The organism is Bradyrhizobium sp. 27S5 (assembly GCF_037217225.1).
GTDB classification, from domain to species: domain Bacteria; phylum Pseudomonadota; class Alphaproteobacteria; order Rhizobiales; family Xanthobacteraceae; genus Bradyrhizobium; species Bradyrhizobium septentrionale.
The window spans coordinates 63,988-82,104 of the sequence record NZ_CP147716.1 but is presented as its reverse complement, the minus strand read 5'-3'; the positions used below and the strand labels follow the sequence as shown (position 1 = coordinate 82,104).

Sequence of the window (18,117 nt, the reverse complement as noted above, 5' to 3'; positions counted from 1 at the left end):
TGCCTCAGCTGGGCAAAGAAAACCTGCTCGCCGAAACGGCGATAAAATCGCGTAGAAACTCTTGACTGCGATTCGCGAAAGTGATTCTCTGTCAGTCGCCAAACTTGAAGAGAAGGCTTCCGGAACTCCGTTTCGGGGGCCTTTTTTCTTTTCCCTTGTCTGCTCCTGGTTAGTGTTTACGGGACGAGGCCGTCAGACCTCGGTAGTTTCCTGGCCACCACTCGTCTTGGAAAACGCGTCGAAGATGGCCGGGAGTTGCTCCACAAGGAATGCCGCGAATGTCGCCGAGACATTCTTGTCGATGGTAAGCTTCAATTCGCGCTCGACCTGACGCACGTGCGCAATCTTGTCCCCGGATGCGGAAAAGACTGGCTTCTCGTCCGGTGCCTTCGATGTCCCTGCGGGAGATGGACGGCTTGCCGCTGAGAATGCTGCGAGAAATCGAGCGTCGGTTTCTCGCTCTGCAAATTTCGGGTCAGCGATCGCCGCTCGGACACGTTTGAGCGCCGCGGCATCCTTGAGTAATTCAGCGAAGGACTGCCAGCGGCCGCGGCCAACTTTCGGAGCCTTCCCGATTGCTCGAACGACTTCGGGTGGAACCGATCGAGCGACGGCAAGAAGTTTCGATGCCTCAGCCCGATCGATCGACAACGCATCCTGCACGATTGACCGGCTATGCCCGGCATCTTCGATATGCATCGCGAAGCTGGCGCGCTCAATGAAACTTAAATCCTCGCGTGGTGCGTTCTCGAGTCCTTGCGCCACGACAAGCGCTTCATCTGACAACGATCGCAGGATCGCTTTGACGGAAATACCTAGTTCGCGCGTGGCGCGGACGCGGCGATGACCATAGGCGCTTTGATAGCGCCCTTTTGCTTCAGGATGCTCCCGAACGAGAATGGGCACCTCTTGGCCACGCTGTGCGATCGACTGTTTGAGTGCTTCGAATGAGCTATCGTCATTGTCGCGAAACCGGTCGGACAAAGGTGATGGATCAATAAGCGAAGGGTCGATTTCAAGGATCACAGCCCCAGATGCGATTCTTTCGCGAAGCTCCTCGTTCTCCTTCTCGACTTCGGAAAAAGAATCCTTCAACGAGCGAACCGAGCCCGACGAGACCCGCGGCAAGGCAGCGGGCACGTTGTCAGCTGACAACGTGCTTGATTGCGGGGCCGTGAAAAGGCTCTTGATAGTGTCAGTACGTTTGCTCATCGACCCCACACCTTCTTAAGAAGTTGCGCGATTTCGGCATTGACCGCGTCGACTGATTCCAACGCGCGGTCGTAGGCACCCCGCCCTACCGCGCCGCGCTCCAGCTCATAAAGTGATTGCTTGGTGAGGCCAGCATTGGCGATTGCAGTCGATTTCCAAACAGTGGCCTGGAGCACATCCGATCCAAAGAGATTACGAAGGAGGGCCACGATTTGAGCTTCGGGCACGTCGTTGGGATCGTGACGCGTGATGACGTACCGGATGAAATCGTGGTCGAGTCGCCCGCCGGCTTCCTCGATGACGGACATGAGATCCGACGTCATGAGGAGAAATTGGCTCATGGATGCGACATCGACCATCTGCGGATGGATGGTCACGAGCATCGCGGTGGCCGCGTTTAGCGCGCCCATGGTCAGGTAACCAAGTTGGGGTGGGCAGTCGATAACGACGACGTCGTAGTCGTCGGCAACCTGGTCGATGGCGCTGGCGACGCGGCGAAAGAACAGGTCGTGTCCGCGTTCACGCCGCTCGATCATTGCGCGAGGCGTGTGGTGCTCGAACTCCATCAGCTCGAGATTGCCAGGAACAAGACCTATCCCGTCAAAGTAGGTCGGCCGGACGATGTCGCGCATCGGCCGGCGGTGCTCGTCATACCGGATGGCACCGTAGAGAGTTTCATTCGCCCCGATATCAAACTCGGGCTGGTACCCGAACATTGCGGAGAGCGACGCTTGCGGATCGAGGTCAATCGCAAGGACCCGGAAGCCGGCAAGGGCAAGGTATTGGGAAAGATACAATGCCGTCGTCGTCTTGGCGGACCCGCCCTTGAAGTTCGCGACGGTGATAATTTGGAGCTTGTCGTCCGGCTGGCGGCGCGGGAGAAAGTCCAACGCTTCTCGGGGCCGCGCCGTGGCTAGATACGCGCGCAACTCATGAATCTGAGCCAGGGTATAGGATCGGCGTCCCCCAAGTCCGGTCGCTGGGGTCGGTCCGAGTCCGTCGAGCGAGAGCTGTCGAAGGTAGCCGTCGGAGACGCGGGCAATTCGCGCAACCTCCCCTGAGGTGAACGAGCGGAGAGACTTGCTGGCTGAAGGCGGGAAAAGCGTTGTAGCGAGCGAGCGAAGCTGGCCGGAAAGAATGCCGGCGTGGCGAGTGATCCGCGCCGACGCAGTCTCGCTCATGGTAACCGATTGTTCCGCTAGGCTCGGCATTTGCTTTCTCAAAACGGTTTCTGCGCGTCAGACGCCTGATTTCCGTCTTGAGAGATGGCCACGATTCTGTGATTTGAGCAAGAATTAAAGGGTTAACGAGTTGTTAACGCCTAATGGCGCGCTGACGACAAGCGACGGCATTTTTCGGTGCGTCGTGCGGCTGTTGTCAGCTGACAACAAAGCCTCCAGCGACCCGGCCGAACTCTACTTTAGCATGAGTCGGCCCCCCCCGCTCCCGCCGCTGCATCGAAAGGTGCCGCCATTGTGCATCGTCTCGGATCAAAGAGATCCTCGCGCGCAGCTCCGCAAAGTGCTCCGAACCGTCCCCCCTTCCCCCACTCTTGCCAGCGCGCCGCCGCGACATTATTCACCGCTGACGGTGGCACGCTGCATCCAGCCCCTGTCAGCCCGCTTCAGCCGCCTCGTCAGCGACACGGGCCTTTCGGCGCCCACGTTGGACGGGCGAAGAGTCGGCAACGACGGCTCGCTATTCCCGAGCCGTCGCAGATGAATCGAGGGCTTCCTCGCCCTACGCTGTACCCCCGCCGGGCAAACACGCTGTCGATGCTTCGGTCCGGATCTGCTGAACATGCCCCGCCCGGCGAGCGGCGAGCGGATATTCGAGGCAACCTTCCATTGGTATTATAATACCATAGTCGCCGGAGCCTCGCGAATTCACGACGCTGACTAAACGCTTCTTGCAACGGGGGACTTTCCGCGGCGACGCCGCGTTCCCCCGCGTGCCGCCAACGGCGGGTCCTGGGTGCCATCCCGTTCGCGACCGCGACCGCTACCTGGACTCGGTTCTCCACCTCGGCCGGGCACGACCAAGCAGCAGAGAACTGGCCTCGCCCGGCTCAATCGTAATGGCAGTGACTTGGCCCGGCTTCGGACAGTCGGCCGAGGCGACGTCCATCGCCAAGCTTGAGATGCGCTTGGTTCGGCCCATTCGCACGCAGGGGCGCGGCATCGCTGGAGTTAGAGATGGGGCCATCACATGCGACATTGGGAAGACCCGCCTCGCGGCGGACGGTCCTTGTCGAGTTCAACAGGACGAGGCGCCCAGTGCCGAAGGCCAGTCGCTCCTTTGGATAGCAAGCAGCAAAGCAGCCGCACCGAGCCTCGGCCCGATGGGAAATCCGCCGAGGTCCGAGCTGCGAGCCACTCCAACATAGCGACATCGACGGGCGGAACTCTTGCCAGATAACAGCACCCCGGGAAGAGGTTGTTGTCAGCTGACAACAGGGGGCTTGCCTGGGATGGATGTTGTCAGCTGACAACATCTCCCTGTTGCGCTGGCTCCCAATGCCATTCAGCACAGGCTCGCGGGAAGCACCAAAGAGGACGGGTGGCATTCATAAAATGCTAACCTCAAAAATTCGGCCTCGGACGAGCTTCGCGCCAAGCTTCGAGATAGGCGAGGTCCAAGGCCAGCGCCCGCAGACTATTCTCGCCCATGCCCTCGCGCGCTGCTTGAGCGTTTCGACGTCATCGTCGGTCAGGAGCTCAGCGAGCCGGTCGCGCCGTTCCATCGGCAGGATCGCCGAGAGCGAATCGAGCTGCAGCGCCCGCCGGGTTTCGGGGTCGGAGATCAGCGCGCGGGAGGTGATGTCGTTCACCGGCGTTGCTCGGTAAGTTCGATCCGCCCAGCGCAGCAGCACGCGGGCATCGGGGTCGGGCAGGCGCACGCGCTGCTCCTTCAGGCCTTGCGCAATCGCCAGGCCGACGTCGGGATCGACCCAGTGGCCGTGGGTCATCAGGAAGAACCAGCCGAAGGGCAGGCCGATCTCGCGGTCCACGGCCTCGATCCGGTCCATCAGAATATGAATGGACGCCTCCTTTGGCGGCGCGAGGCGCTCGGCCAGCGGCTGCAGCGGCCGGGGGACAAAGCCGACTTCACGCTCTCCCTTGTGCGTATAATCGCGGACATCGAGCGCCCAATGTTCGAAGACGCGATGCGGCCTGGCGCTCGAGTCCTCCCAGTCCCGAAAGAATCGTAGCTCCCGAGGCGCGTAGTCGAACCAGTCGGGGACCGTCTCGAGAAACGGGGTTTCGCGCGTCCCCCAAGGTCCGACTTCGCGAATGACACGCCCCTCCATCTCGGGCCGCTTGGCTTCGCGTTTCTCGCGTTCGATGCGGCCGCAACGATCGAGAAAACTGCGAACGTGGATCACCGCGCCGCCGGCTCGGCCGAGGAGGCGATAGACCGGACCGGCCAGGCGGTCCGACTGAGGCGGCTGATCGGTGCGGGGCCAACTCGGATCGAGCAGTTCCTCTTGGCCAAACGGGCGGTAGTTCGGATTGACGATAGGGCCGGCCCGCCATTCGATTTCTCGCCCGAGCGCGACCTGAACATAGTCGGCTGCGCCTGGCCCGGTCGGCGCGAAGACAAACGCGCTGGTGCCGCGCCACTCCGTGATCTGCAGGTCCGTCTCTTTCAGGCGGCGATAGCGCCGCCGTCCTTGGCGAGCGCCGCCGTCATCCAGGGCCGCAGTTCGCCAATCCGCGTGCCATCCGGTCGAATTACCGAACGGGTGTCGCGCCAGTAGTCATCGTCGATCCGCGCGACGCTGAACTGAAAGCCTGGGAAGGCGTGGGCGAGGGCTGGGACGAGGGCGTCGTCAGCCGAGGCCGGATCGAGGTCTGCCAAGACGGCCTCGATGGAACCAGCGTGAGGGAGACGGAGAGGGGAGGCGTTCATTGACCATTAACCATAAAAGCCACCTCACACGCCGCGAGGGCCGCGCGCTTTAGCGGCAACCGGCCCTTCCTTCTGTGTATCCGAGGTGATATATACGGATACACGGTACGATCTAGAGGAATGCGCATGGCTTTCCACATCAAGAACCCGGAGACCGATGCGCTGGCCCGCAAGGTGGCGGCGCTGAAAAAAATCGGCCTCACCGAAGCCGTGCACGCGGCACTCGCCCATGAGCTCGAGCGCGAGCAGGGCAAGCCGTCTTTGGTCGACCTCGGCGTCCAGTTCTGCCGGGATCTGCGCGCCAAGGGCAATCCGGAGCAGGGCCAGCCCGCCGACAAGGCGTTCCGCGACAGCCTGTATGAGGACACCTGATGTTCATCGACGCCTCGGCGCTGACTGCGCTGTTGACCGACGAGGACGAGGCGCGCGAGCTTTTGGCCCGCCTGCAGCAGACCGGAACGCGTCTGACCTCGCCGCTGGCGGTGTGGGAGGCGGCGGTCGCGGTGGCGCGCGTGTTGAGACTTTCGGTCAGCGCCGCCACCGAGGCGGTCGAAGACTATCTCGCGCTGATGGAGATCGCCGTGGTCGCGGTGCCGCCGGAGACGGCACGGATCGCGCTCGACGCCTTCGACCGGTTCGGCAAGGGCCGGCATCCGGCGAGCCTCAATTTCGGGGACTGTTTTGCCTATGCCTGTGCCCGGCATCTGGGCCAGCCCTTGATGTTCAAGGGCGGCGACTTTCCGCAGACCGACATCGAGGCCGCCTGAGGCAGCCGCCAGGCCGTCCCTGCAACCGGAAGGGCAGGGGACTTTGTCTTCCGGAAGGGCAAAGCGCCTCAGCATGGCGGGCTCAAAGGCCGATCGGATGCCCAGACGATGCGATGTCCGGGGCTCCCAGAGCTCAGAATCAATGATTTGCGCCGTGACGTCCAACCCAATCGATAAGGGGTGGTTATCGATAGTGAGGACTGGCCGGGAACAGGCCCCGCTATGACGGAAGCCAAAGCTGTGTTAGCTTCCGTTCGCCGCTTCCTGTTAAGGTTATCAAGGCCTTGCTGCCCAGCTACAAAATCCCCGAACCGCTGCCCTGGGCCCAGCTCGCCGGGCCGCTCGCCGCCGCCGAGGATGCGCTCGCCCGCCTCGACGAGCGGCTGGCCAAAAGCCCAATACGCGACGGCGCGATCAGCCGGATGCACTTCGCCGACTCCTGCGCCAGTCTGTGGCTCGACGGCGAACTTGTCCACCTCGACGACCTTGTCCTCCACGACGCCGGCATGGACGTCCGCGCCCCGACCCACGAGTTGACCCGGGCTCATGCCGTGCTGCGCGCCCGTCGGCGCATCGCCGAGGCGAAGCCCGATTGGGCGCAGTCCGTTGCCGGGCTCGCTGGCCTCCGCGGGCGGAGCGAGCGAGAGGAGGGGACGGGCAACCGGAAGGAAGTCGAGGGAAGTCTTGGGGTCGACGAGGACGCGGAGCGGGAGGAGGTGGGTTTCGAAGGGCCGCTTGATGCCATCAACACCGATCCCCATCTGGCCGCCGCCCTCGCCGCGGTCGATGCCGCGAACGCCAGGGCGGAGCGCAGGCTCGCCGACGAGGCTCGGTCGCGGCCGGAGCGGGATTCCCTCGTCTACGATCCCGACTGGGACGAAGACGGCCGCCTCGACGACTGGCGCACCGTCGTCGACGAGACCCGCACCCTGCCGCCGACCCTGGCGGCGGCGATCGCCGCGGATGCCTGGGACGCGATCGAACCGCTCGAGCACACGCCTTGGCTCGGCCGCCTGCTCGCAGCTGGCGTGTTGCGCGCGCGCGGCAAGACACGCTGGCATCTACCGTGCCTGCATGCCGGGCTGAAAAGCATCTCGCGTGAGCGCCGGCGGCCGCGCGACGCCGCAGCACGGCTCGCGGTGCAGCTCGAGGCGATGACGGCCGCGGCCGAGGCCGGCCGCAAGGACCACGACCGCTGGCTGATGACCAGAAACCTGCTCACCCGCAAACTCGCCGGCCGTCGCACCACTTCAAAACTGCCGGCGCTCCTCGATTACGTGCTGACCCGGCCGATCGTCTCGGCCGGCATGATCGCCGAAGAGCTCGGGATCACGCCCCGTGCGGCCCAAAACCTCGTCGCGGAGCTCGGCCTCCGCGAGGCGACCGGCCGGGGACGCTACCGGGCGTGGGGGATTCTCTGAAAAGGCGCGCGCTGGTTGGATCGGGTTTGTCCGAAGTCAGTATATGTCTTTCGGACATCCAATTTGCCATCTGTGGCCACCCGTCGGCCATTTGCGTTGTTTAAATCGGGCAGTAACCCCATCGTGAAACGGTTCGATTGAGGTTATGATTCGTCCCACAGGGGAAAGTAAAGCAGAGCCATGGCCCGCGGGGAGTTGATGAAGAAATTGCTGGCCAGCTACGGTCGGGACGATGAGTTCCGCGCCGTGGCAGAGCAAATCATCGACGAGGAGGAAAAGAAGAATAATCGCGTTCTGGCGCGCAGCCTGCGCAAGACGCTCGAGGCTGGCCCGAGCCGGCCGAGCGGTCCCAAGGCGCTCGCGCCCCTCATTCCGTTTCCCGAGGCGGCGGCGGATTTTATCGAGCGGGTTGAGCCACGCCACAGCCGGAACGACATCGTCCTGGGCGCGACGAACGTGCGCGTACTGCTTGGCCTCGTCAAAGAGTTTCGCCGCGCCGATGAAATCCGGCGCCACGGCCTCAAGGTGCGCTCGAAACTGCTGTTCTGCGGGCCGCCGGGCTGCGGCAAGACGCTGTGCGCGGAGATTTTCGCCGCGGAGCTTGGACTACCGCTCTTCCTCGTCAAGCTTGACCGGCTGATCTCGTCCTACTTGGGCGAGACGGCCGGCAATGTCCGCAAGATCTTCGAGTTCGCCCGCAAGCAACCTTGCGTTCTGTTTTTTGACGAATTCGACGCGCTGGCGCGCTCGCGCGATGACAGCAGCGAGCACAATGAGCTACGCCGCGTCGTCAACAGCTTGTTGTTGTTCATCGACCATATCCAGCCGAAGGGCTTCTTGATCGCCGCGACGAACCTGGACCGATCGCTCGATCCCGCAGTCTGGCGGCGGTTCGACGAGGTCGTCTGGTTCGACAAACCTGGCCGGTCGATGATCGGGCGATTCTTGCGGTTGAGGTTCAAGAATGTCGCCCTCGCCTTCGATCCGATGCAGCATGCCGCGGCGCTGGAAGGCTATTCCTACGCCGAGATCGAGCGGGTCTGCACGCAGGCGGTCAAGTCGATGATCATCGACCGCCGCAAGCAGGTGCAGGAACGCGATTTCAATCGCGCCTTGGAAGATGAGGCGCGGCGCCGAGCAGGACAGTCTCGCCTCGCGCCGACGAGCTAGGCGCATCGTGGCACGCTACGATCATCTTGAGCTTGTCCGGCTGCCCGAACAGTTCGAGCGCCGCAAGCTCGGCGGCGGCGGGCCTCCGCCGGCACGCGATCGCGACCAGCACAGCACGAAACTGCGCGATGAACTTAATGCGGCGACGCAGGCGCAGAGAGGCCGGCGCAAGCCTGAATTCGTCGATCCCTCTCTGATCCTGCGCGTGCAAATGACGGGCGCCCTCCTTGAGGAGGACTGGGAGCGTTTGGGGCTTACGGTCTTGTCGAGCGATGCAGACCGCACGCTCGTGCTGTTCGCTTCGAACGAAGACATGCAGGACTTCCGCGCCCGCCTCGATGCCTACCAGCGCGGCGCGCCGCCCGGCCAGAAGCATGCGCCGTACAACAATTTCGTGGCAGGAATCGAGAGCATTGGGTCAGTCGAACCCCGGGACCGGATTGGTTCGCGCTTTCAGGAGGAAGGGTTTGCGGACCTCAACGACTTTGTGCCCCAAACATCCTACCTGGTCGATATCGAGCTTTGGGACCTTGGCGAGCGCCGTCTGCGGGAACGCAAGATCGAGGAGGTCATCCGTTACGTCGAGGCCCGGGCCGGTGAGGTCTTGGATCGCTACATCGGTCCCTCGATCAGCATGTTTCGCGCGCGCCTGACGGGCGAACTCATTCGCACCCTACTTACAATCGAGGAGGTGGCGACGATCGATCTGCCACCTGCGCCGGATGTGACGACGGCGGAAGCGCTCGACCTGACGCTGGCCGATGCTCCCGCGCTGAACGCGCTTGCCGAGGACGCGCCGCTCATCGGCATCATCGACAGCGGCGTCAACGATCACCCGTTCTTGGCGGATATTGTCGCCGGCGCGATCGGCGTTCCCGCCGATCTCGGCACGGCGGACGTTTGGGGTCACGGCACCCGGGTCGCCGGCGTCGCCGCGTTTGGTGACCTGCGCGCACAGCTTGCCGTCGGCGCATTGCAACGCGGCGCCCGTATCTGTGCGGCGAAGGTCGTGAACGACCGGGGTGACTTTGACGATCGCCGCCTCGTGCCCGCCCAGATGCGCGAGGCGATCACGACGCTGAACCTGCGCTTCGGCTGTCGGATCTTCGTCGTTGCCCTGGCCGACCGCCGACGCGTTTTCGACGGCGGCAAGGTGGGGACGTGGGCGGCCACGCTCGATGAACTGGCGCGTGAGCTCGATGTCGTCATCATCGTCTCCTCCGGAAACCGCAGCCCGCGAGGCGGCAATCGCCTGGAACAGGCGGTGACCGAATATCCGCGCTATCTTCTGGAGGACGCCAATCGATTCTTCGAGCCCGCGGGCGCATTGAATGTGATCACCGTCGGCGCGCTCGCGCATGGCGAGGGCCTCGATCCGGATCGGGCCGAGGATGTGGGCGTGCGCCCGATCACGCTCCTGCACGAGCCGGCGCCGTTTTCCCGGATCGGACCGGGGCCTGGCGGGGCCACGAAGCCTGACGTGGTCGAGATTGGCGGCACGCTGATCTTCGACCCCATCGTCGCGCGTCTGCGGGGCGGGGAGGATGTCGGCAGCGCTGGCGTCCTGACGCTGTATCACAGCTATCTTGATCGCCTGTTCACGGCGGGTTCGGGCACATCCTATGCCGCCCCACGAGTTGCGTTCAGCGCCGCTCAGATCCTGACGCGCTTCCCGCATGCCTCAGCCAATCTGGTGCGCGCGCTCATCGTGGGTTCCGCGGAAATCCCGCAGCCAGCCCAGGAGCGGCTTCAGCTGCTTGGTGTGGACGCGACGCGCGCGATCTGCGGGCACGGCCTCGTCGATCTGGAACGCGCGGCCTTCTCCGACGACGCGCGCGTCACGCTCTACGCAGAAGACGAGCTCGCCCTCGACCATTTTGCCGTCTATCGCATTCCAATTCCCGAAGCGTTTCAAGCGGGAAATGGGGAACGCTGCATTCGCGTGACGCTGGCGTTTGATCCACCGGTGCGACACACGCGAACCGATTATGCAGGTGTCGGCATGAGCTTCCGGCTGATTCGGGGCTGCCAACCTGATCTGATCTTCGAGCACTACCGAAAGCGCGAGCAGGACGATGGTCCATTTCCGGAGCTCGCCGGGAGATACAATTGCAATCTCGTTCCCGGTCCCCAGGCGAGGGAGAAGGGGACCGTCCAATCCGCCACCGTCACGTTCAAACGTGGCATCGAGGACTATGGGGATAGCTACTATCTTGTCGTGCGCTGCGAAAGCGGCTGGGCCACCCATGTCGATCGGCAGCAATTCGCCGTCGTCATCGAACTCTTGCAGAAGGCCGAAGTGCAGCTCTACGAAAGAGTGCGGCAGCGGCTGCGTCTTCAGGCGTGACGCACCGGCGGAATGCTTAAACAATTCGGTGTGGAATTCAAGGATAGCGAGACGCCACGAGGGGCCGAGCGAGCGACGCGCAATCCTCGAACGCGTGATCGCCGCAAGCCTGCCGCAGGAAACGGCGAGACAAGAGCATGCCGACACGATGCACCGGCATTAGCCGCTGCCAACGTGAAACGTCAAACTCAGACTTGATCCCCTTGATTGAGGCCGCGGCCTTGCTGACTTCGCGTTGCTCGAGCAGGTGGCAGGCCCAGACGCGATCAATGCGGCGCCCCGCCGCGAAGCAAATGCCGATAGCCGTACTCAGTCATCCAGCGAGCGCGAGCTAGGTGTGTCTGCCAGGCGCGCCGAGCACGCTCAGGCTCTTGGGCCGGATTAAGGTGCAGCACGATCCGCGCAACCTCTTTCCAATCGGCGCCGTCGGCTTCGGCATGGAGCAGGCGCAGGTAGGTGACCAGGTGCTCTTCGTCATAGCCGGTCAGAACGGAGGCGGTCGGTGCTTCGTCGGCGACATCCTGGTCAAGCAGGGGCTTCTGCATGGGCGACTTTCGCGGGCGAGATTCTGGCGACCGGAGCGTAGGCTAGATGCTGCACCGGCGAATAGATCCCAAATGCGCACCACGTGGTGCATCACCGGCATCCCCGGGCGCCCTGGCTGCTGCTGTGTCTCGATCGCGCCGGTGGCGGCTTGACATACAATGCAAATGCATTACATCGAAGAGTGTGCGACCCCCGGAGCCGGCCATGGCGAAAACGGCTGAAATTCTCGAAATCCCCGCCACCATCACTGAGCGTGGCCAGACGACCGTGCCCGCGGCAATCCGGAAGATGCTCGCGCTCGGCAAGCACGATCAGGTGGTGTTTCGCGCGCTTGCGGATGGCACCGTCGTGATCGCGAAGAAAGTGGCCCAGGTCGAGGATGGCGATCCCGTGATCGGCAAGTTTCTCTCGCTTCTCGCGCGCGACATGGCGAATGAGCCGTCGCGGATTCGGCCGGTGCCGCGCTCACTCGTGTCCCGCGGCAAGGACCTGGTCAAGGGCGTTAAAGTCGATCTCGACGCGCCGCTTGCGGATGACGAGGCGTGAGCGACGAAACGCTCGAAATCAACGGCTGGACGATCTACGCGCACCCGCTGTTTCTCGACCAGCTTGAGGCAATGATCGGCGCCGTCGAAAAAGCGCGGAAGAAAGACCCGCAAGGATACAAGAAGAAGCGCGCTACAAAACTACTCGCAGCCGTTCTCAAGGTCGCGTTCGAAGACATTCCGAGCGACCCGACGCGCGACGCCTACCGCCAGGGCGGCACGCTCGGCGACGCGTACAAGCATTGGTTCCGGGCAAAATTCCTACAGCAGTTCCGGCTGTTCTTTCGCTACCAGCAGTCCGCGGACGCGAAGGTGATAGTGTTGGCCTGGGTCAATGACGACACGACGTTGCGCGCTTATGAGAGCGCCGACGACGCCTACGCGGCGTTTCGCAGGATGCTCAATCGCGGCAATCCGCCCGACAGCTGGCCGGACCTGCTCGCGGCGGCGAGCGCAGATTCGGCGAAGCAACGGCTGGCTCGCGCCGCTCCCAAGACATAGCTCTCGCTCGGCCAGCAACCGAGCGTTCGCTGAGGTTTGGGCGGCTCGGCGGATGGTCGCGGAGCAACTCGCCACCCCGACGCGACGCAGGATCTCGTCGCGGAGCTAGGCCTCGCAGGGCTAATCGTGCTCCTGGTGCGGGATCGATAAAGCTCACTCTCCTCGCTTAGATTAATGTTCGTTATCGTATTCCAACTACGACTTTGGCCTCGAGTTTCAAACTGGTCGGTTCATACCCTCGTAGCAATAAGCTAAACAGCTCCATACCCGCGCCTGAGGCCCTGAGCGTGCGCACATCTGCTGGTGTCAATGCAGACGCGGCCCCGCCTTTCGGCGAGGCCGCTCTCGCGGGCCCTCAGTCCCGGCTGGGGCGGGACCAGATGAGCTGAAGACCTTCCTGGCCTTCCACCTCAATCAGGGTGGCATAGATTGGAGCCGGGAAGCTCGGGTCGTCCAGCTTGACCGAGAGGTAATCGCGCTCGGTGTCCCTGGCGGTCTTCTGCCAAGCCGCTCCCAGCTCGACATTACCGGCGAAGATGCGGAAGTGTGGTCCCTTGTCGGAGGGGTTCTCGACCCGCACCAGCTTGGCTTTGGCATTGAGGGCGAGGGTGCGAACCGTGCCGGTGAAGCCGTTGCCGGTCGAGGTGAAGGTGCCGATGGTCGCCATTGTGGTGTCCTTTTTCAGTTTCCGGGCCGCGCCCATCGCGGCCTCGATGGCTGGCGACAGACCGGAGGCGGTCGACCCGCACCCCGAAGGGGCCGGCACGCAGTAGAGGGCAGCCAGGGCACGACTTTCTTGTCTTGCGCGAGGAATGGACGCGCAGCGGTCCAGGGGAAGAAAGTCGTAACCGGCTGTTGCGGGGATAAGAGCGAGGCGGCGCTTAAGCGACGCCGCCCTTCGGTCAGACATGCCAATCAAGGACGACGTGGGTGTGCCAGAAGAAACGGCCAAGAACACGAACTGCGATCATCGAAACCTTGACCGAGGAAAGAACCCGATCACCGCTCACCGCACATCTGACAATTCCTCAAGCTTGCTGGTCGAGGCCCGAACCCGGAAGGTAAGCACGCTGCTCAGCCGTCAAGAATCACGCGACCCGCAAAGTGAACCCGCAGGCCGCGAACGAGATTTGCTCGGCAAAGCCGACGACCTGTGCAAAGCCAGAACGGCGGCCGCCCTCGAAGGAAGCTAGATCCCTGTCAGGTCGCGCAGCATGAGGAATAAAGGGGCCTCGACGTGGCGGCCAAGCAAAGGGGCCGCGGTCCCTGCGCTGATCGCCGGATAAGTGCGGGCCGGTACGCGCCGGCCCCAATCACGCTGTGCGCTCATCATGCTGCCTCCTCGACGTCAGCTGCTTTGGGCTGCAAGTCGTGCAGATAAGCGACGGCGCGTTGCGCATGCGCGGCAGCCGAGAAGATAAAGCGCTTCTCATTCGACAAGACCTCCAACCACGACTTGACATAGCTCGCATGATCCGGCCGCGGGTCGAGTTCGGGAGAGATCCCGAGATCCGCGCAGAGGAAGCAGCTGCCGAGTTCCGCAATCAATTCTTCGCGCGCGCGTTCGCTCCGATCCTTGCCGTAACGGCTGAGATCGCGATTGACGCGGTGAGCGGGAGCGGTCCAATGCACGGTCTCATGGGCTCTGACGGCAACATAGGAGGCCACGTCGCGGAAACTTTCGATCGGCGGCATCTGAATATGATCGGACGAAGGCGCGTAAAACGCCATCGAGCCGCCGTGCCGAACAATCGCCCCGGTGTTGGCAAAGAAAGCGTCGGCGTGCGCGTTGCGCTCGATCGTTGATGTGACGACGGGCGGCCGACCGTAGTAATGCGCGGGCAAGCCATCGATTTGATCGACGCAGAAGACGGTGTAGGCTTTGAGGAAGGGGATATCCCGTTCGATTTCGTCGCCGTGAGCGTCGGTCTCCGTTTTGGTGAAGCGGCTTGCATACACCACAGTGCTGCCGGTCTCACCCTTACGGACATGCGCGCCAAGTTCGCTGGCCTGCTTGAACGTCATCCAGATCGGCGAGCAGAAGCCGCGCGCGATGGCTTCTGACCAAAGCAGCAAGACGTTGATGCCCGTATAGGGCTGGCCGTTGTGTCGCAGCGGTCGGGTGATGCGGTCCGCTATATTCGCGGCGGTCCAGGGTTGAACCCAGGGGCGCACACCGCGTTCGAGCTCGGCGATGATGCGGTCCGTGATGCGGGCGTACAGGTCGCCTCGCGACTTTTCCCTGTTCCTGCTCATTATAATAACCTCCGTTCGGGAGGCCGCGCCCATCGCGGCCCCTCGCGGGGTCCGCCACCGCCGGGCTCGAAGTCCGCGCACCCGAAGGGCCGAAGCAGCGCGAAGGACGGCGAAGCCGTTGCGCGGACATCGGGTCCGGCGCAGGACCACGGCCCGGGAGGGGCCCGCGACGGCGAGGGGCACCGGAGGCGGCTTCCTTTGTTGCAGCGGCGACACAAAAAAGGGCCGGTCTCGCGGACCGGCCCATCAGGTGGCGGCAGTGGAAGAGGCGCGGGGCCGAGGCCCCGCGCCGGCGGTCAGTCGAACGCCGACATCTGCGCCTTGGCCGCTTTCCGGCCGACGGTGTCGGTCGTGTTGTCGACGGGACGCTCGAAAGGCTTCCAGGTCTCGCCCACGACCTGTTCGTAGGCGGCGACGGCGCCCTCGGCGGCCATGCGAAGCGCGTGAGCCTGCGCGCCCATGTCGGCGGCGAATTCACGCTTGCGCTGTGCCTGGCTATCGAAACCGACCGGACCATCGAGGTCCTCATCGCGGCTGTCGTTGGCGAGCTTGGCGGTCGCATCTCGCGCTTCAGTGACGGCCCGGGTATAGAACTGGCCGGCGCCGTGGGCCGACCCGACATAAGCACCGACGATCCGTTGCAGATGGATCTGCATGGCGCGTTCACTCAGGCCATCCTTGAGTGCGTCGGCGGTCTCAATGACGAGCCGCTCGTGCAAGTCGCGGATGCCTTCGCTGTCGAGGACCGCAAGGCCGAAGCTCTCGGAGATGCGCAATGTCTGTGCGGAGTCGGGGCAGACGAGGCGGACCATTTCGAGCGTCGTGCCGCGGCGGAGCGGGACGACACGGGCGGAGGAGCGGGGGGAGCGGGCGGTCTTGGTCATCATGAGATCCTTTCTCGGTTTCGCCTTGGGAAGCGATCGGGCCCTTGTCCGTCGCTCCCTCGGGTGCGGTCGACCAGAACCGGCTTCAGCGGGCCGCTTCAGGGGGCGGTGGCTGCCAAGGCGAGCATGGGTGGATTGCGGGCGAGCGGGGCCTTCAGGCCTGCGAAGAACGCGGCCCCCCATCGCGAGACGGCGGCCGCCGATCGCCTCGCGACTTGCCCTTGAAGCGGATCGCGGCCGGTTCAGACCGCAGCACAAACCGAGGGAGTGACGGCCAAGGGTCAGCACGCCCCCGAAACCGTGAGAGGTTGGACCAAACCCGCTGAACTCTCCGCCTCGACATGAAGTGTTCGCGCGCGGCTCGCGCTTCCAATTGGTGGGTCCTTCGCCTCTCACCGCCACGCAGCGGAAACGCGATGACGCGTTCGAAACTCGGCGATCGCCGTCTCCTGCCGATCGAGCTTGCGCGTCAGAGCGTCGATCTCGCCGCGACGGGCCAAGGCGAGCTCCGCGACATGCTGCTGAAACAGCCGCACATCCGCATTCGTCCAGCTCGATGCGCTCCGGCCGTGCTGCCGGCGCTTCGCCCGGTCAGTGATCGTCAGCCGTTCGGCGCGTGCCGCGATCTGGCGTTCGATGACGCCGAGATGGCGCTGCGTCTCGGCTTGCGCGGCTTCCATGCGCGTGAGGAGGAGACGTCGATCCTGGGGCTCGATCATCGCTCCGTCCCCACAGGCCACAAGGGGGACGCGGACTCGTCCGGCATGCAGTCGTCCGGGAGAGAGACAGCGGCGATGGATGAGGCGATGTCGTCGCCGGAGACCGCCCCGTCGACGAGCGCCGAATTGGCGCCGGCGTGGTTGTGCATGTCAGGCGCGAGGTTGCAGCCGAGGCCGTCGGCGATGGCGCTCTTGGGATGATGGTGCGCGTGCACGAGGAGATTGACGGTGCAGAGGTAGGCCTTCATGGCTGGATCTCCTTTCTGTTCAGCCGGGTAGGGCTTCGGCGCGTGGATGGATATGCGCGCGGCGCGCCTCCAAGCGTCGGTGCCGGTGAAATGCCGTCTGAGCCGCGGATGCCAGACGACGAGGACCGGCGTTTCGCCATCCTCGTCAGTGGCCGCGCGCCAGCCGACGGCTTTGGCAATGAGGCGCCAGGGCATGGGTCACCTCCAGCCGACGAAGTCGGAGGGGCCGCCGTAGAGCTGATGGCGGGCCTCGTCGATTACGAAGCCGAAGCGGCCCATCTGATATTCGTCGGAAGGGACGAGGAAGCGACGCTCCTCAGTCCCCGGTCCGCGCTTGCCGCCGGGCGTGGCGACAGTTTCGACGAAGCCGGGCGCGTGCTTCGAGGTGATAGCCGACACGACGATCCAGTCCCGCGCGTGCGCCTGCTCAAAGGCGCGGCGGTCCTTTTCGTAGGACTCGCCCGGCTTGAGGATCGCGCCGAAGATCGTTTCCCAGGCGTCCGGCCAACTGTCCTTGATCGTTCTCTCGGCGCAACGCCGTTCGAACGCCGTGAAGGGATGCGGGAAGGTGATCGCCACGATCGCCCATTCGGCATCTTCCTCGTACCAGCCGCCCTTCGAGCGCAGCAGGGGGTGGACCTTGCTGTTTTGCTCGGCCGAGAGCTTGAAACCACCGTGACCAGCCGTGGAATGCGCCGTAACGCCTTCAGCGTAGACGGTCGCGCCCTGCGAGGCGCCCCAAGGCGTGTGGTCGCGCGAATGGACTTCGACGCGACCGAGCATCCTGCGCTCGCGTTGATGCTCGGCGTTTTCGAGCACAGCGTTACGAAACGCCGCCTCGTCGGAGAGCTCGCCGGAATGTCCGTAGAAATCGCCGCGCGTCCACTCGCCCATCGGACGGGACATGCGCCAAGCTGTGACGAGATAATGCTGCCCGTTACGGGCCGGCGCCATGGCGAAAGCCGTCTCGCCGACAAGCGCGACGAGGAGGCCGTCCGCGCTGCGGCCAAAAGAGATGCCTGGGGTCCCACGGGCTTTGTCGGATACGGGAAATGACGCGTTCATGCCGCGGTCCTCCCCTCGATGATGTCGGCGCCAGCCTCGTCGGCCGTCACTTCTTCCAGCACTGCGTGCGGATAACCGTGGCGCGTCAGCCACTCCTTCGCGTCGGCCTCATTCGTGGCGAGATGGATGAGTTCGGCGTCATCACCGGCACGGTCGAGCACGCGGACCGAGCCGATGGCCGGACGTTCGATGACGGTGAAGTGGAGCTTCGACTCCAGCGAAAACGTCCGGTGGACGCGGATGGCGATGACGCCGCCGGCGCCATAGTCGACCTCGTGCAGGGTGAAACAGGCCGACAGCGAGACATTGGCGACGCCTCGTCCGCCCTGCTTTCGGATCAGGCGGCCCCTGCTGTTGCTGGACTGCCAGGCGGCGAGCTTCTTCCTGAAGCGCGTCGGCGGCTGCGGCGTTCCGTCGGACCAGGCGACGATCGAGCCGATGGGTGCGTTGTCGAAGATCGTGTGCGCGGACATCGTGTCCTCCTTATTTGCATGTGCGTGGAAACAAAACCGCCGCCGGCTGGG

At 63.9% G+C, this 18,117-nt stretch carries 18 protein-coding genes and 2 pseudogenes; 8 read left to right on the top strand and 12 right to left on the bottom strand.

Features of this window, described 5'->3' with window-relative positions:
- Positions 1–192 precede the first annotated feature (192 nt).
- From repB to WDM24_RS43840, 4 genes and pseudogenes are all read right to left on the bottom strand, one after another.
- Complete coding sequence (gene repB / locus WDM24_RS43855) at positions 193–1,212, bottom strand: plasmid partitioning protein RepB (RefSeq protein WP_338832643.1); 1,020 nt, start codon at positions 1,210–1,212, stop codon at positions 193–195.
- A complete protein-coding gene (gene repA, locus WDM24_RS43850; RefSeq protein WP_338832697.1) occupies positions 1,209–2,423 on the bottom strand; it encodes a plasmid partitioning protein RepA in 1,215 nt (404 codons plus the stop codon). Before repA ends, repB begins: the two co-directional genes overlap by 4 nt.
- Positions 2,424–3,824: 1,401 nt before the next feature.
- Positions 3,825–4,042, bottom strand: a pseudogene (locus WDM24_RS43845) (integrase); the annotation flags it as partial.
- Positions 4,043–4,054: 12 nt separating this feature from the next.
- Positions 4,055–5,124: pseudogene (locus tag WDM24_RS43840) on the bottom strand (hypothetical protein); the annotation flags it as partial.
- Between the two features lie 126 nt (positions 5,125–5,250).
- Here WDM24_RS43840 and WDM24_RS43835 point away from each other — a divergent pair.
- The 5 genes from WDM24_RS43835 to WDM24_RS43815 all read left to right on the top strand — a co-directional run bounded on the left by WDM24_RS43835 (position 5,251) and on the right by WDM24_RS43815 (position 10,829).
- Positions 5,251–5,496 (top strand): type II toxin-antitoxin system VapB family antitoxin, encoded by a 246-nt coding sequence (locus WDM24_RS43835; protein ID WP_166293522.1) that lies wholly within the window; start codon positions 5,251–5,253, stop codon positions 5,494–5,496.
- On the top strand, positions 5,496–5,891 hold the full coding sequence (locus WDM24_RS43830) for a type II toxin-antitoxin system VapC family toxin (protein WP_338832696.1): 396 nt from the start codon (positions 5,496–5,498) through the stop codon (positions 5,889–5,891). The genes WDM24_RS43835 and WDM24_RS43830 overlap by 1 nt, the downstream gene beginning before the upstream one ends.
- 284 nt (positions 5,892–6,175) lie before the next feature.
- A complete protein-coding gene (locus WDM24_RS43825; RefSeq protein WP_414645825.1) occupies positions 6,176–7,312 on the top strand; it encodes an RHE_PE00001 family protein in 1,137 nt (378 codons plus the stop codon).
- 198 nt (positions 7,313–7,510) lie between these two features.
- Positions 7,511–8,482: an AAA family ATPase gene (locus WDM24_RS43820; RefSeq protein ID WP_224497188.1), complete on the top strand. Its 972-nt coding sequence runs from the start codon at positions 7,511–7,513 to the stop codon at positions 8,480–8,482.
- Between the two features lie 7 nt (positions 8,483–8,489).
- Positions 8,490–10,829, top strand: a complete 2,340-nt coding sequence (locus WDM24_RS43815; protein ID WP_338832694.1) for a S8 family peptidase — start codon at positions 8,490–8,492, stop codon at positions 10,827–10,829.
- Positions 10,830–11,095: 266 nt separating this feature from the next.
- Here WDM24_RS43815 and WDM24_RS43810 read toward each other — a convergent pair whose 3' ends face one another.
- Entirely contained in the window at positions 11,096–11,374 is a 279-nt protein-coding gene (locus tag WDM24_RS43810; RefSeq protein ID WP_166107013.1) for a DNA -binding domain-containing protein, read from the bottom strand.
- 205 nt (positions 11,375–11,579) lie between these two features.
- On the opposite strand from WDM24_RS43810, the gene WDM24_RS43805 reads away from it, so the two are divergent.
- A complete protein-coding gene (locus tag WDM24_RS43805; protein WP_338832692.1) occupies positions 11,580–11,921 on the top strand; it encodes a type II toxin-antitoxin system PrlF family antitoxin in 342 nt (113 codons plus the stop codon).
- On the top strand, positions 11,918–12,421 hold the full coding sequence (locus WDM24_RS43800; RefSeq protein WP_176396346.1) for a type II toxin-antitoxin system YhaV family toxin: 504 nt from the start codon (positions 11,918–11,920) through the stop codon (positions 12,419–12,421). The genes WDM24_RS43805 and WDM24_RS43800 overlap by 4 nt, the downstream gene beginning before the upstream one ends.
- A gap of 355 nt (positions 12,422–12,776) precedes the next feature.
- On the opposite strand, the gene WDM24_RS43795 is transcribed toward WDM24_RS43800, so the two are convergent.
- On the bottom strand, positions 12,777–13,088 hold the full coding sequence (locus WDM24_RS43795; RefSeq protein ID WP_029083789.1) for a DUF736 domain-containing protein: 312 nt from the start codon (positions 13,086–13,088) through the stop codon (positions 12,777–12,779).
- A 241-nt stretch (positions 13,089–13,329) separates the two neighbouring features.
- On the opposite strand from WDM24_RS43795, the gene WDM24_RS43790 reads away from it, so the two are divergent.
- Positions 13,330–13,614, top strand: a complete 285-nt coding sequence (locus WDM24_RS43790) for a hypothetical protein (RefSeq protein WP_156928855.1) — start codon at positions 13,330–13,332, stop codon at positions 13,612–13,614.
- Positions 13,615–13,750: 136 nt separating this feature from the next.
- On the opposite strand, the gene WDM24_RS43785 is transcribed toward WDM24_RS43790, so the two are convergent.
- The 6 genes from WDM24_RS43785 to WDM24_RS43760 form a co-directional block, all read right to left on the bottom strand.
- Complete coding sequence (locus tag WDM24_RS43785; protein ID WP_029083790.1) at positions 13,751–14,677, bottom strand: ArdC family protein; 927 nt, start codon at positions 14,675–14,677, stop codon at positions 13,751–13,753.
- Between the two features lie 296 nt (positions 14,678–14,973).
- Positions 14,974–15,561, bottom strand: coding sequence for a hypothetical protein (locus WDM24_RS43780; protein WP_176396345.1), 588 nt, complete (start codon positions 15,559–15,561; stop codon positions 14,974–14,976).
- Positions 15,562–15,953: 392 nt separating this feature from the next.
- Entirely contained in the window at positions 15,954–16,280 is a 327-nt protein-coding gene (locus tag WDM24_RS43775; protein WP_176396344.1) for a hypothetical protein, read from the bottom strand.
- A complete protein-coding gene (locus WDM24_RS43770; protein WP_231169175.1) occupies positions 16,277–16,723 on the bottom strand; it encodes a hypothetical protein in 447 nt (148 codons plus the stop codon). Before WDM24_RS43770 ends, WDM24_RS43775 begins: the two co-directional genes overlap by 4 nt.
- Before the next feature lie 3 nt (positions 16,724–16,726).
- Entirely contained in the window at positions 16,727–17,593 is an 867-nt protein-coding gene (locus tag WDM24_RS43765; protein WP_176396343.1) for a DUF7007 domain-containing protein, read from the bottom strand.
- The gene (locus WDM24_RS43760) at positions 17,590–18,066 is read right to left on the bottom strand and encodes a hypothetical protein (protein ID WP_176396342.1); all 477 of its coding nucleotides are present in this window, start codon (positions 18,064–18,066) and stop codon (positions 17,590–17,592) included. The genes WDM24_RS43765 and WDM24_RS43760 overlap by 4 nt, the downstream gene beginning before the upstream one ends.
- Between the last annotated feature and the right edge of the window lie 51 nt (positions 18,067–18,117).